The sequence below is a fragment of the Burkholderia sp. F1 genome (genome assembly GCF_050813845.1).
GTDB classification, from domain to species: Bacteria; Pseudomonadota; Gammaproteobacteria; order Burkholderiales; family Burkholderiaceae; genus Burkholderia; species Burkholderia ubonensis.
In genome coordinates this window covers 2858639-2872372 of sequence record NZ_CP172422.1, presented here as the reverse complement: position 1 = coordinate 2872372, position 13734 = coordinate 2858639, and the positions used below count along the sequence as shown (strand labels likewise).

The following is a 13734-nucleotide window of genomic DNA, read 5'->3' as shown; positions in this document are numbered from 1 at the left end:
CGATGAGAATGATTGTAGTGATGTGTCTTGCATTCTGCATCTCGGGGGCGAAGGCGGCCGATGTCAGCCGAATTCCCGCGAGTGCGGAATTGAAGCTGGCCGAAGGGCAAACCGATATCTCGCTCGCAGAAATGACTGTCCGTGTTGTCAGAGGCCATGTGGGTACTCTCACGGCACATAGCTATGAAACTTTAACAAGCTATATTTTGCCGGGAAAGGGCGGCGAGAGTTGGCTTCAGATTCTCGTCGACCAACCCGACAGCAGTGAGCCCGAACTTAGAACGGTTGAATCGGCGGACTCGACTGTACAGGCCATCGCCATGTATCGATCGAATGGTGCCCTTTATGCCGTGCAGGCTACGAAGAGCGGAGCGGCCGCACCGGATCTGTACGTGAAGCCGGCCCAGATTACGTTCAGGGTCTACCGCTTCAATGGCAATCTCGATGTGGCGCGCTTTAAGCTCGTGCAAACGTTTCGTAGCAAGACGGCGTACATGGACGCTGGCGATGCGCTTGCTAAAGAATTCTTTTCGAAATAGAAGGATTGCGTATGTTCGTGAGGGCAACCTATAACCGGGAAAAGAAGACGGTTCATTACTTCGACGAAGAGGGAAATGAGACGCTTTATATCGGAGGATCATTCGCATGGCGAACGAGTAACCCGGGGAATTTGACCAAGCCGAGTAGCTACGTCATGAAGTCGGCGATCGGTTATGCGCTCCGGACGAGCAAATCCAAGGTTCCATTTATCATTTTTCCGGATCGGGCTGCGGGCCAGCTGGCGCATCAGAACCTGCTGAGGGAAATATACGGTGACAAGACTATCCGCGGCATGATCACGCAATATGCACCGCCATCGGAAAACGACACGGAAGGCTACATCGCCTTCGTGACAAAAAAGGCGGGCGTTTCGTCGAGCGACGTTGTTGGCTCCTTGAGCAAGGACAAGTTCGAGGCTGTCAGCGCGGCGATGGAACAAAAGGAGGGATGGGTTCCGGGCATCATCAAACCGCTCGGCAAGCCGGTGCAGGTCCAAATGCTTGATAAGCTGAACCAGCCCTTTGCCGGACAGTCGATGCAACTCAAGGGCGAGCACGGGACTGTCGATGTGCGCACGAATACCAATGGCGAGTTGCCGTGGATATATAGTGGATTGCTGGGGGAGAGTGTCAACATTCACTACAAACGCGGCCAGGATGATATGGAGCACGTTGGCCAGGTGAACTCGTCGAAGGCGGCCAACGCCTATACGATCAACGCCCCATACTATCGGGTTCCGACACGTCCGCGGCTCCACGACAACAACGAGCCCCAGCGTCCACGGGTTCACATCGTACAGTCGGGCGAGACGCTTTCAGCGATCTCGGCGAAATACGGCGTGACTGTCGATGCGATGGTCGCGGCCAACGGATTGAAGGATGCGAACCACATTTACGCGAGACAGCATCTCACGATTCCCGCCACGTCCGACGTGCACGCGACTCAGGAAGCGCATCGCGATGTCGGACCTCAACCTGATCGTCCCGCGGCGGTAACGGTTCCGAAATCCGCGCCGGTGTCTTCGACAGCGGGCAAGCCTGCACCCCAGGCGAGCGCCACGGGGAGCAAGCCTGCCCCCCAGGCGAGCGCCACGGAGAGCAAGCCTGCACCCCAGGCGAGCGCCACGGAGAGCAAGCCTGCACCCCAGGCGAGCGCCACGGGGAGCAAGCCTGCCCCCCAGGCGAGCGCCACGGACAAATTGCCGTCGGCGACTACGTCTCCACCGAAAAAGACCGCAAATCCCGCACAGCCACATGCGAACACACCGTCGCAATCCAGTGCTAGTTCGAACTCGGCTGCATCGGGCGTTGCGCATCAACACTCACCAAGTGGTCGTCCACAGACCGTTGTGAGCTCGCCGACTCTGGAACTGAGCGGTGCAGCATGGTGTGGACATTATCCGGGGAGTACGTCGCTTGATTCGCTCAATGCTTCCTTCAAGACTGCGGCGAGCGCATTTATTGATGCGCTGAAGGATGCCAAGGTGACGGTAAAAATCAATGCGGCGTTTCGCCCTATGGAACGCTCGTATCTGATGTATCACGCTTTTCAGATCGCCAAACGAAAGGAAAGCCCGGACAAGGTACCGCCTTACACTGGCGTCAACATCGATTGGGTGCATCGTAAGGCCGACGGTAGCATGGATCTGGATGCCTCAATCAAGGCTGCAAAGGCGATGTGTACGGGCTTCGAGATCAACTTTAATTCGGCCAAACAGGCGGTAGGGCGGCCAGGGTCGTCTCGACACAACTACGGTGCAGCGGTGGACCTCAATATTGCTGGCTACGCTGGCAAGAAGATAAAAGATTCGAGCGGACATGATGTGGAGGTCAAGTCGTTTGACGATTTGAAGAAACTTGGGCACGGCTACGGAGTGATCTATTTTCCGAAGGAAAAGATGCACTGGTCGGATACGGGTCATTAACCAGAGAGAATTATGAAAAAAATCGTAATGTGCGCTTTTGTGGCGTTGACGTGTCAGCTATCCTTTGCGGAGCAACCTCCGGTTGTCGGTTTATGGGAGCAACTTCCGGCTGGAGAAGTGGGCGGTTCTTCCGCCAATCCTCGGCGTATCGATATCGTATTCGTCGATCGAAAGATTGACGAGGACACCCGGTTCAACGGTCTTGTCGATATTGGCACGAAGGCGTCGGTTTTGTGCTGTGTCAAGGTCAGCAAGGGCGCATCGATTACTTTGAAAGAGTTGTTAAAAAAATATCCTTGGGATGTCGATACGGCTGAGCACCTGAAAAAAATTACCGGATGGCGGTACATTTACGAAGCCGGTGTGGTTGAGCCGCGTGAACAAAATTCCGAGATGCGGAAGCTGGTTAAGAATTTGAGCCTGCCGCCGGCGTTGTCGCCATATTCTGCTCCAGTGATTTCCGGGAAGATTCCTGCTGCGGAAATAGATAAGAAGTTCAGGGTTGGTGATTCTGATGTCGTATATTCGATGCGAGCTTCTCAAGATAAAAGTGTCGTGTCATACAGATTCCTGATCAACGGGAACTCGGTAATTTTGAAGGAAGAGAATTTTCCTGATTGATTGCAGGATTCGTTGCGCGCGGCGGAGCACCGCCGCGAACCGAGCGTTTGACGAGGGAAAGACATGCCGGGCGTGATACGTGTAGGCGATCGCACCAGTTCAAATGGTGAAGTGTTGAGTGGATCGGAGACCTGTTTCTTTATGGGCAGGGGTGTCGCAAGAGTTGGCGACCCGGTTTCGTGTCCGCGGCATGGTGACAATCACATTGCGAGTGGCACTTCGCAAGCGCAGGACAATGGGCGGGAGGTAGCGCAGCATGGAGACGCATGCGAATGCGGATGTACGCTGATTTCATCACTGCATTCGAGCGGACTCAAATGAAAATCTTAAAAGTCGATGCGTATGAAGGTGCCGAATTTGTTGGTATTTTGAGTTTCCGATGCGAGCATTGAGCAGGAAAGGTGAGATTGCAAATGACAACTGCCGGTGGGTGGCTTGCACGAATCCGTCGAAAATTGGCGGACGCAGGGTTGACGTTGCTCGACACAAACTGACACGGCACAAAGGTGCGGTATCGGCTTCGATGAGCGAACGGCCACGAGTCGGAACGATCGCACCAGCACTTGATGAAGGGACGCTATTGTGTCGTGTGAGCAGTCGGCCACGAATTCGAGCCTGCGGCTGCAACCGTTTTGTATTGCCATTGGTGTGCGGAGTGTTCAAACCGCGTGGCGAGCTGAGCGACCCTGCTACGAGGGCGGATTAAAGCCGATACAGGAATACCGTAACCGTCGGGCAGACGTCCGCATGTAATTCGTGATGCCCGTTTCGCTTGACGTCGATCTATTCGCCCGGCGACGTGACGCGCCGGGCGATATCCGCCGCACATGCGTCCGCCGGCAACCGGGACGTATCGACAAAGCAGTCGCTGAACGGCCGCGACGCGTAGTCTTCTCGATACATCTCCGTGATTCTCTGCCGCTCCCAATTCGTCAGCACGCGCTCGCCCCGGTCCGACAGTGCGACCGCTTCAGGCGGCGCCAGCGTCACGACGAACAGACGCGCCGAACGTGCATCGCACGCGGCGCGCAGCCGCCCGAATTCCACGTCGCCGATCGGATACGCGACGACCAGAAAACGTTTGCGCTCATCCGCGATGCAGCGAACGATGCGCTCCAGCGCGATCGCCCATTGCACGTCGAACGGCGCGTCTTCGGGGGCGTCGTGATCGTCGCCGTCGATGAAGCGGGCGTCGGGTAGCGTGCGCGCGAGCGCGACGCCGATCGTGGTTTTGCCGCTGTTGATCGGGCCGTTCAGGTGGATGACGGTCAGGGGTGGCATGAGGAGTGTGATGTAAGGAAAAGGTAATTATAAGAGTGTGAATTCCGAAAGGAATATTTTCAGTAAACATCCCTAAAGAAAATTCGTCCGGCGCCGTTAGAGTTCAGCAGAAGTTTAAAAAGCATCAAAGCAACAACAAACCACACGACCAAACAACCGAGGGGCGCGCGGCCGATGCAGCCGCGCGCATGACCAGACGATGGCACGCCGCAACGCGAATCGGCGCGCAGGCGCCAAGGGCCTGCGCCTGTTCTTCTTTTGCCTGGCCACGGCAGGTTCGTTGTCATGTCGGGCAGTCTCCGCCGGCATCGGCACGCGGACGCTGGTCATTCAGGTCACGCGCACGAATCCGATCCGATGAATTCCGCCAAGGGCGGCGTTGAGCAAGACGCCATGCAGGACCCTCATTCCTGATTTTCCAGGCAGACGCCACATTCGAAAGCGCGATCTGTTCGTTCACATGCAATCGGGTTTCAATAAACATGAAAATCAAGGCTGGACTCTGCGGGGCGTTGTTGTTGCTTGCGACGGCAACGGCATATGGACTGGGTGCACAAATCGGGCAAGCGCAGTCGCCGGCGCCAGCGTCGTCCACTCCTGCCATCCCGGACGCTGCCATGGCGCAGCTTGGCGCGCGGGCTCGTGCATATGTCACGGGCCTCGGGGTGGATCCGGATTCAGAAAACGGGCGCATCCTCGTGCAGTGGTTGATCAAGATCGCGCAAGTTCCGGAATATCGCGCAAATCTGAGCGCACTCGACGCTAGCCCCAATCCGCTGGGGGGCGTCACGTTTTCTCCGGAGAACCGGCTGAAGATGTTGCGATTGATGAAAGAAGTCGCAAGCGAATCTCGGGACGACTGCAAGCTGAAGCAGCCGGGACGAGACGATTTTGGGGGGCTCGCGAAAACCCTTTCACCGAAAGGATTCCGGAGCGCGCTGGAGACGATCGAGATCATCTTGACGCAACGATCTGGGCTGGCCGGCGTGGAAGAGCATTACACCGTAGCCGAATTGCTCGATGCGGACGCGCGCTTCAATTCAGTGGCGTTGCCTGAATCGCGTTCGAAGGGCCACGAATCGGATAATTGCGCGTTGTTCGCGTTCCTCATCGACGCAATGGTTGCGCTGCCGGAGCCGCAGCGGCAGCGCGCAACCTACGAATTCTTCAAGAGGATCGGTGGCGGCAAGCAGGCAAGCGAAAGCGTGCTCGGCGATCCGGCCGCATACCTGGACGACGTGTTCGACGAGCGCCGCCTGCCGGATCCAATCCGGCGTCGCCTGCCGCCCGACGGCAGCCGTCCGTTGCCCTTTTCGCGTTTGATCGTGGATGCGGAGTGGGTGAACAAGAAGGTGCCGGAAGCCTCCTTTCCGGTCACCGATACCTATGTCAATCGGCGCAATAACGGTGTCGTTGCCGAGCTCATTACGTCGCAAGACAAGTCCGGAAAGACGACATGGTCGGACTTCACGTTGAGCTTCGGCATTGCGGACATGTTTTTCCAGAGCGTGGGGAGCGACACGACCATGCTCCGTACGCTGAAGGACGACACGGCAATCGCGATCGCGAACCAGTCGATGGTGAAGGGAAAGCGGATCGAGATGCCCATTCCTCAGCCTTCGCGAAAGGGTGAAATGTCGAGGCGCTGCGAAGTCGGAATGACGGTGCCGGCGTCGACGATCTTTCGCACATTGACGGGGGATGCCGTCGATTTGGATTGCAGCGAGATCGGGAAGGACGGCACGACGACCCGTGTCCGCGCCACCTGGCTGAGCGATTACGGGATCGCGCTGAGCAGGGCGTTCGACGGCGCAGAAGGGCGGACCGACGTCGTCATCAAGAACGTCACGATCGTGAAGCCATGACGGTGACGGGTGAACATCGACCGCGCATGCGCACGAATGCGCGCGCGTCATGCGGGGATGATCCTGTCGGGGGCACCGCGTTGGCAGGCGGCGCGACGGCGGGCCGTCAACCCACCGAGCTCGTTCGTCATGCGTTGAAGCGGTCGGTTGGCGTCGTCGGGTTGATTGCCGCGCTGGCAGGTTGGCCCGAGGCTGTCACGGCGTTGCCGCTGATGCCGCGTATGGATGGCGCGATGACGCAGGCATTTCCGCTACCGCTCGTCGACGACACGACGCCATGCGTGCTGACGATGAGAGGCCCGTCCTGGAGTGTTTCGCCGCTCGACAAGCCTGAGGCGCGACGCGACACCTGCAGGAAGGAAGCGACGGCCGGCAACCTGACTGCCAGGGCCATTTACGGCGAGATGATGCTGTACGGCTACGCCGCCCGGCCGGGCCTGGCTCGGGGCGAGGCGATCCTGATGTCGGCCGCGGGCGACGGTTCGGTGCTGGCACGGCGGGCGCTCGGCAGTCTTTACCGCGACGGCGCCGTGTTACCGCAGGACTATGCACGGGCGCAGGCGTTTTTCGCGTCGGCGGCGCGCGACGGCGACGTCGAGTCGGCGAACCTGCTCGGCCAGATGAGCGCCAATGGGCAGGGGCAGCCGGTCGATGATGTCGCTGCCTACCGGTACTTCGTTGCGGCAGCCGACGGAGGGTCCGCCAACGGCGCAACCAATGCAGGGAAGCTCGCCCTGACCGGGCGCGGCGTGTCGCGCGACCCCGCTGTCGCGGCGGCCTGGCTGTCGCGAGGCGCGGCAGGCGGCGATGCGAGTGCGCAGTTCCTTCTCGGCTTGATGCTCGTGCGCGGCGATGGCGTGCCGCGGGACGCCGACAAAGGGGCGGCGTGGTTGCGCATGGCTGCCGCACAGGACAACGTCGACGCGTGGGCGGCGCTGGGCAATCTCTATCTGACGGGCATCGGCCTGCCGCGGGACGAGCATCGAGGCTTCAGCCTGATGTCGGCCGCGGCCGAGCGTGGCTCCGTGTATGCGCAGCGCAGGCTCGGCGAACTGTACGAAAACGGAACAGGCATTGCCCGGGACGATGCCAAGGCCCGCGTCTGGTATCAGGAAGCGGCCATCGGCGGCGACACGTGGGCGCGTTTCGCGCTCGCGAACGACTATCGCGACGGTCGCGGCGGCCCGGTCGACCTCGAGGCGGCGCTTGGCTGGATGCAGGGCGCCGCGGATGCGGGGCTGGTCGTCGCCCAGAACGATCTTGGCGTGATGCTGGAGAACGGCACCGGTACGAAGGCGGACCGCGCCGCCGCCAGGACGTGGTTTGAAAAGGCCGATGCACAAGGCTACGGGATCGCGTCGCTCAATCTCGCCCGTTACGCGTTTCGCGGCGAAGGGGAGCCCGTGAATTTTCACAAGGCGTTTCAGCTTGCCAGCCGCGGCGCGGAGCGCGGCAGCGATGCCGCGGCATTGATGGCCGCGAACATGGCGTGGCAGGGCCAGGGCACGCCGGTGGATCGAACGCGAGCGATGCAATGGTTCCGGTTTGCCGCGGATCGCGGCAATGTCGAGACGGCACGGTGGATCGGCTTTCAGTATCTGGCCGGTGCCGCGGTGCCACGCGACGAGCAAGCCGCGCTGCACTACCTGAAGCTTGCGGCGGACGCCGGCGACCCGACCGCCGGCGTGTGGCTGGGCGCCTATCTGGCCGAACAGCGGATGTCCCATGCCGGCAAGACGGGCCTGCAATGGCTGGAGGCGCTCGCGAGCCGGCAGGTCCCCGAGGCTTATGCGGCGCTCGGCTATGTGTACTGGCGCGGCAAATCGGGCGGGCCCGATCCGAAGGCCGCACTCGACTGGTTTTCGCGTGGGGCGAAACTGGGCGACCCGGCTTCACAGGCCTGGCTGTGTGCCACGTATGCGGATGAAGGCAGCAGGTCGAGTCGGCGGTCCGACGCAGCGCGCTGGTGCCGAATGGCCGCAGACAAAGGCAATGTCGGTGCGATGCGCGTGCTTGCATCGGCCGCCGTCAACCTTGTTGCAGCCGACGAACGCGCCTATTGGCAGTGGAAGCTCGCCGATCGCGGCGAGCGGACCTATCAGTCGATGCTGGGCGATGCGTACGATCTGGGCGACGGCGTGCCGGTGGATTTCGACGCCGCAATGTACTGGTTTCGCCGGGCGGCGGAACAGGGTGATGTGTCTGCCCAGGCGTCGCTCGCCTGGCATCTGTCGGTCGGTTTTGGAGGTCGGACCGACGAATACGAAGCGTTTTCGTGGGCGCTGCGTGCCGCTCCGGAGAGCGCCGAGGCGAAGCGGATGGTGGGTATCGCGTACCTCTACGGTCGCGGCGTGGGGCGCGACCTGACCGAGGCCCATGCCTGGATTGAAAAGGCGGTGAGCGCCGGGTCGCAGTGGGCCGAAAGCGATCTTGCGTTGTTGTACGAAACGGGAGCGGGCGTGCGGCGCGATGAGGCAACCGCGCTGAATTGGCATCGGCGCGCTGCCGGACGCGGCTCGGAGGTGTCGGAGATCGCACTTGCGTTGCGCGGCGTGGTGGCGGGAGAGGAGCTGCGGCTTCCGTCCAACGAGACGCGGTGGCTGGTGCCTGCCGATGCGGCCTCGACCCTGTGGAGCGGTGCCGCCGATCGCAGCTGGGATGGTCTGTCGTGCCTGAGTGTGGCCCTGTTGGGGGATCCGTTCATGCAGTATGCCGTCGGCATGCGGTTTCTGGTCGGCAATGGCGTACCGAGAGACAGGGCGCTCGGCGCCGCGTGGATAGCACGGGCTCGCAGGAGTTTTGACGCCGTACCCGAGTACCGGAAGTATGGCGCCGCGGCGGCGCTCATCGAACAGCGGCTTGCGCAGCGAATGGGGGACGACGAGAAGCGGCGGGCTGCGGAGATCGGAGCGAATCTGGTTGCGACGGTGCGTTAAGGCAGAGCGGCCCAGCGTCGTATTCACGTGAACCGGGAAATCAGCTGTATCGGCAGGGGGCGATATCGATGGTTTGTCGGACTGCGAAATAGTGAATGTCCAAAGCGCTTTAACCATGGCTTATGTGCATTACGCCGTTGTAAACGAGTCGTGTCCGGTCTGTGGGCAGGGCAGAGTCCTGGTGGCTGCCGAGAAGGACGGTCATTCTCGCTTCGTCTTCAGCGAGGACTGTGAATCCGAGTGGAACGAACCCGGCCGCAAGCTGGGTAGCGTCCGACAGGAGTGCTCCAGCGTTAACTGGAGCGAATCGCGGAAAAACAAACAATGACGAACTTGAAAACCTGGCTTTTCGCCGCGGGCTTCTGTGCTGGTTGCACGGGCCTGTCCGCGTACATCAACCTTGCTTGTCCCAGTACATCTTCAGCGCTAGCTCAACCGGATTGGCTCATCGAGTTGCATATCGGCACTGCAGTGCTGGGCTCGTTGTTGTTCGCGCTTTTCGTGGCGGGTACGCCAGCCGCACTGCGAGGGCCCGCGTCGGCATCGAGTTACGGCGTCGGTATGGTGCCTCGGATTGGGGCAGTGCGGTTTTTTATTCCAGGGAATGGCGCTTTTTTCTCGGCTGCACGAATCGTTCAGTTACTAGGGGTTATTGTTTGCCTGATGATTCAGTTCATTTACGCCGCACCGTTGGACGCAGGAAATGATGCTCAGCGTGACAAGGCGCGACCGGTCAAGTTGTTGAGAGGGCCGGTCACCGCGTGAGGTAGTGGCCGGGTCGGTCAAAGGGGGGGCTGCGATGCACAAGCGGCTCTTTGGCCGTCAGTTTATGCGTCACACACAGGAAATCGGAAGTGCTCCGGCAGTCTGCAGATTCCGCAACGGAACCCATCCCGCATCGTCGTGAGACAGGCGTTCGCACCAGACCCATCCATTCAACGTCCTGTTCCCGATCAGGATGTCGCCGGCATCCACGTCCAGTTCCCGAGCCGTATAGTCTTCCAGCGCACGGCCCGTGCCGTCGGGAAGCCGTTCGATGACTTGCAGCGGCACCCAGCCACCCGCCTGACCGGGCGTGGTGCAGAAAAACCAGTCGTCCCAGCCCTCGGGGCCTTGATACTTCTCGCCAATGACGAACGGATCGCCCTTGTTGAGGCGGATGGGATTCGGATACTCACTTCGATGCGGCTTGGTCACGACGTAGTTCATAGTGATCTCTCGCATTCATCTGTAAGTGGGATTGACCGGAGCCGCGATTCGCCCAACGGAGTAGCATTAGCCGTTCTCCTGGAAAATCCGCGAGCTACAACATTATGATGCCAATCTCGACCATCGACTCCCTGTTTGCCGGAGGAACGGGTTACCTGCCCGAAGGGCAGCGCAGCGGCATATTCAAACGGCGCATCAAGGATTCCGTTCGTGTCGAAGCCGTCGGCATCTCAGGTGACGAGCAGGCGGATCCGAGAGTGCATGGTGGACCGGAGAAAGCGGTTCACCACTACGCGGCAGAAAACTACGCGCAGCTTGCGCAAGCATTTCCTGATAGTGCGCCTGAACTGGTTCCGGGCAGCTTGGGCGAAAATATCTCGGCACGCTTGCTGAGCGAACGGAACGTGCACATCGGCGACATCTTCCAGATAGGCCGCACGGTTGCGTTGCAGGTGTCGCAGCCTCGCAGTCCGTGCTGGAAAATCAATCACCGCTTTGGCGTGGACAGCATGTCGATGTTCGTGGCGCAAATCCGAATCACCGGCTGGTACTACCGCGTGATTTGCCCGGGGACCATTCAACCGGGTGATGCGATCGAACTGGTGGAGCGGCAAACAAATCGTTTCTCGATTGACCAGTTCTGGCAGGTGCAGTTGGCGCATCGCCCCAGCGTTGACGATCTCGACGCGCTGAGCGCCGTTCGCGGCCTCGCGCCGGACTGGAAGCGGCGTCTGAGCGAGCGCGTGAAATGGGCCCAGGCGCGCTCAGGACAAAACGCCTGAGCGGTGACGATATCCGCCGCTCGCGGCCGCCTCGGAATTGTTGAGATTTTTTTGATTGGCGTGAGGTAATGTGATTTTAATTACTGATGTGTGCTACTCCGGCGACAGCGCGTGTGCCGCAGGAGTAGTTTTCGAATCTTGGGAAAGCAATGTGGTGATCGAGAGGCTGACCGCTAAAGTAGATGGTCTGGCGAGCTACATTCCCGGAAAATTCTATTTGCGAGAGTTGCCGTGCATCCTCGAGTTGTTGAAGCATGTTGACTATCCACTTGAATGCATCGTCGTCGATGGCTATGTGACGCTGGGCGCCGACGAGAGTCCAGGGCTTGGCATGAAGTTGTGGCAGCACCTTGATGGCAAGGTCCGGTAATTGGGGTTGCAAAAACGAAATTCCTGGGAACCCCGGAAGATGCAGAAATACTGCGCGGGGATAGTTCGAAGCCGCTATTTGTCACTGCTGCGGGAATTGATTTGGAATCGGCGAAGAATAATATTATTAAAATGAGTGGGAAATTTCGAATTCCGGATTTGATCAAGGCTGCGGACAGGCTCTCTCGGGATCCGGCTGACTTGTAATGGCGGATATCGATCATCAACGCCGCTACGACTCACCATCCGACTTCTTCGCGTTGAACGGAAGCATCGTGATGAAACTGACCGCCGACGCGGCAATCGCAGTCTGCGAACAAGCGGCAGAACAGGGTAGGGCAATTGCCCGCGTGGAAGGGGGAATTTGGCACTCGCCCGGATTCGAGGCGAGAGTGGATTGCATCTGGGATGGGATCGACCCACCCGTCGATGTTCAACCATCAGAGAAAAACAACCTGGCCGCGATTCAGTTCATTCGTGCCGAGCGCGCGAGGCACGATGCTTCATCCTCACGGCGCCGTGCCTGAGCGGCTGGCGACGATCCCATCCGCTCGCGGCCGCCTCAGAAATCAAACGGCCCGCGAGCGAAGGAACCGACTTACTTGTCGTCGTTCTTGATCTGCGGCAGCGCCGACGATTCACCCGGCGTCAGCAGCCCGACCTGCGTATAAACGCGCAGCTTGTCGCGCGTATCGGTGATGTCGAGATTGCGCATCGTGAGCTGCCCGATACGATCCCGCGGCGAGAACGTCGACGCGACCTTCTCCATCGACAGACGCTCCGGGTGATACGTGAGGTTCGGCGACTTCGTGCTGAGGATCGAATAATCATTCCCGCGACGCAGCTCGATCTTCACTTCGCCGGTAACCGCGCGCGCCACCCAGCGCTGCGCCGTTTCACGCAGCATGATCGCTTGCGGATCGAACCAGCGGCCCTGATACAGCAAACGGCCGAGACGGCGACCGTTCTCGCGGTACTGCTCGATCGTGTCTTCGTTGTGGATGCCGGTAACGAGACGCTCATAAGCGATATAAAGCAGCGCCAGCCCCGGAGCCTCATAAATCCCGCGGCTCTTCGCCTCGATGATCCGGTTCTCGATCTGGTCGCTCATCCCGAGACCATGCCGCCCGCCGATGCGGTTCGCTTCGAGCAGCAGCTCGACCTGATCCTTGAACTCGACGCCGTTCAGCGCGACCGGCTGGCCCGCCTCGAACCGCACCGTCACTTCTTCCGCGGCGATCTTCACGTCATCGCGCCAGAACGCGACGCCCATGATCGGGTTCACGATCTTGATGCCGCTCTCGAGGCTTTCCAGATCCTTCGCCTCGTGCGTCGCGCCGAGCAGGTTCGAGTCGGTCGAATACGCCTTCTCCGCCGACATCTTGTACGCGAAGCCCGCCTGGTGCATGAATTCGGACATTTCCGCGCGGCCGCCGAGCTCGTCGATGAACGTCTGGTCGAGCCACGGCTTGTAGATCTTCAGGTCCGGGTTCACGAGCAGGCCGTAGCGGTAGAAGCGCTCGATGTCGTTGCCCTTGTACGTGCTGCCGTCGCCCCAGATGTTGACGCCGTCTTCCTTCATCGCGGCGACCAGCATCGTGCCCGTCACTGCGCGGCCGATCGGCGTCGTGTTGAAGTACGTGACGCCGGCCGTCGTGATGTGGAACGCGCCGCTCTGCAGCGCCGCGATGCCCTCGGCCACGAGCTGCGCCCGGCAGTCGATCAGTCGCGCGCCTGCCGCACCGTACTCGATCGCGCGCTGCGGGATCGAATCGTAGTCGTCTTCGTCGGGCTGGCCGAGGTTCGCCGTGTACGCGTACGGGACGGCGCCCTTGAGTTTCATCCAGTGCAGCGCGGCGCTGGTGTCCAGGCCGCCTGAGAAGGCGATACCAACCTTCTGGCCGGTCGGGAGGCTTTCGAGAATCGTGCTCATAGGAGTTACCGTGGATTGAAGTCCGGGAGGGGTTGTATTTCGCGGAATATGCGAGTATCGGCTGTCCGGGAACTTGGGGCAAGGGTTGATTTCGGGCCCGCGGCCATCGGCCGGGGCGTCCGGAACGCCTGCGCGGCGGCTGCCGCGGCCGATCGGCACCCACTTTCAAGGGACGGATCGGCGGATGGCGGCCCGAACGAAGACTGCCCGCCAGCAACGGCCCGGCCACGCGGGCCACCTTCCGCGCCTGGCTATTTTCCTGATCGGAGAAGCA

14 protein-coding genes are annotated in these 13734 nt (G+C 60.3%); 10 read left to right on the top strand and 4 right to left on the bottom strand.

Annotated features, from left to right (window positions below; all coding sequences use genetic code 11):
• The first annotated feature begins 2 nt into the window (after positions 1–2).
• The 4 genes from ACFIMZ_RS31385 to ACFIMZ_RS31370 all read left to right on the top strand — a co-directional run bounded on the left by ACFIMZ_RS31385 (position 3) and on the right by ACFIMZ_RS31370 (position 3406).
• On the top strand, positions 3–539 hold the full coding sequence (locus ACFIMZ_RS31385) for a hypothetical protein (RefSeq protein ID WP_431823329.1): 537 nt from the start codon (positions 3–5) through the stop codon (positions 537–539).
• 11 nt (positions 540–550) lie between these two features.
• Complete coding sequence (locus ACFIMZ_RS31380; protein WP_431823328.1) at positions 551–2464, top strand: LysM peptidoglycan-binding domain-containing protein; 1914 nt, start codon at positions 551–553, stop codon at positions 2462–2464.
• A 12-nt stretch (positions 2465–2476) separates the two neighbouring features.
• Positions 2477–3085, top strand: a complete 609-nt coding sequence (locus ACFIMZ_RS31375) for a hypothetical protein (protein WP_431823327.1) — start codon at positions 2477–2479, stop codon at positions 3083–3085.
• 63 nt (positions 3086–3148) lie between these two features.
• Complete coding sequence (locus tag ACFIMZ_RS31370) at positions 3149–3406, top strand: PAAR domain-containing protein (RefSeq protein WP_431823326.1); 258 nt, start codon at positions 3149–3151, stop codon at positions 3404–3406.
• A gap of 462 nt (positions 3407–3868) precedes the next feature.
• Here the strand turns inward: ACFIMZ_RS31370 and ACFIMZ_RS31365 are convergent, their stop codons facing one another.
• Both ACFIMZ_RS31365 and ACFIMZ_RS31360 read right to left on the bottom strand, forming a co-directional pair.
• Positions 3869–4366: a shikimate kinase gene (locus ACFIMZ_RS31365; RefSeq protein ID WP_431823325.1), complete on the bottom strand. Its 498-nt coding sequence runs from the start codon at positions 4364–4366 to the stop codon at positions 3869–3871.
• Positions 4367–4425: 59 nt separating this feature from the next.
• The gene (locus ACFIMZ_RS31360; protein ID WP_431823324.1) at positions 4426–4653 is read right to left on the bottom strand and encodes a hypothetical protein; all 228 of its coding nucleotides are present in this window, start codon (positions 4651–4653) and stop codon (positions 4426–4428) included.
• 195 nt (positions 4654–4848) lie between these two features.
• On the opposite strand from ACFIMZ_RS31360, the gene ACFIMZ_RS31355 reads away from it, so the two are divergent.
• The 3 genes from ACFIMZ_RS31355 to ACFIMZ_RS31345 all read left to right on the top strand — a co-directional run bounded on the left by ACFIMZ_RS31355 (position 4849) and on the right by ACFIMZ_RS31345 (position 9932).
• Complete coding sequence (locus ACFIMZ_RS31355; protein ID WP_431823323.1) at positions 4849–6231, top strand: hypothetical protein; 1383 nt, start codon at positions 4849–4851, stop codon at positions 6229–6231.
• Positions 6228–9167, top strand: coding sequence for a tetratricopeptide repeat protein (locus tag ACFIMZ_RS31350; protein WP_431823322.1), 2940 nt, complete (start codon positions 6228–6230; stop codon positions 9165–9167). Before ACFIMZ_RS31355 ends, ACFIMZ_RS31350 begins: the two co-directional genes overlap by 4 nt.
• A 324-nt stretch (positions 9168–9491) precedes the next feature.
• The gene (locus ACFIMZ_RS31345) at positions 9492–9932 is read left to right on the top strand and encodes a hypothetical protein (RefSeq protein WP_431823321.1); all 441 of its coding nucleotides are present in this window, start codon (positions 9492–9494) and stop codon (positions 9930–9932) included.
• Between the two features lie 69 nt (positions 9933–10001).
• On the opposite strand, the gene ACFIMZ_RS31340 is transcribed toward ACFIMZ_RS31345, so the two are convergent.
• Entirely contained in the window at positions 10002–10376 is a 375-nt protein-coding gene (locus ACFIMZ_RS31340) for an SH3 domain-containing protein (RefSeq protein ID WP_431823320.1), read from the bottom strand.
• A gap of 107 nt (positions 10377–10483) precedes the next feature.
• Here ACFIMZ_RS31340 and ACFIMZ_RS31335 point away from each other — a divergent pair, with 107 nt between their 5' ends.
• The 3 genes from ACFIMZ_RS31335 to ACFIMZ_RS31325 all read left to right on the top strand — a co-directional run bounded on the left by ACFIMZ_RS31335 (position 10484) and on the right by ACFIMZ_RS31325 (position 12054).
• A complete protein-coding gene (locus ACFIMZ_RS31335) occupies positions 10484–11158 on the top strand; it encodes an MOSC domain-containing protein (RefSeq protein WP_431823319.1) in 675 nt (224 codons plus the stop codon).
• 70 nt (positions 11159–11228) lie between these two features.
• Positions 11229–11528, top strand: coding sequence for an endonuclease V (locus ACFIMZ_RS31330; protein WP_431823318.1), 300 nt, complete (start codon positions 11229–11231; stop codon positions 11526–11528).
• Positions 11529–11733: 205 nt separating this feature from the next.
• Positions 11734–12054 carry a colicin immunity protein gene (locus tag ACFIMZ_RS31325; protein WP_431823317.1) on the top strand — a complete coding sequence of 107 codons (321 nt, stop codon included), beginning with the start codon at positions 11734–11736 and terminating at the stop codon, positions 12052–12054.
• 71 nt (positions 12055–12125) lie between these two features.
• On the opposite strand, the gene argG is transcribed toward ACFIMZ_RS31325, so the two are convergent.
• Complete coding sequence (gene argG, locus ACFIMZ_RS31320) at positions 12126–13460, bottom strand: argininosuccinate synthase (protein WP_431823316.1); 1335 nt, start codon at positions 13458–13460, stop codon at positions 12126–12128.
• Positions 13461–13734 lie beyond the last annotated feature (274 nt).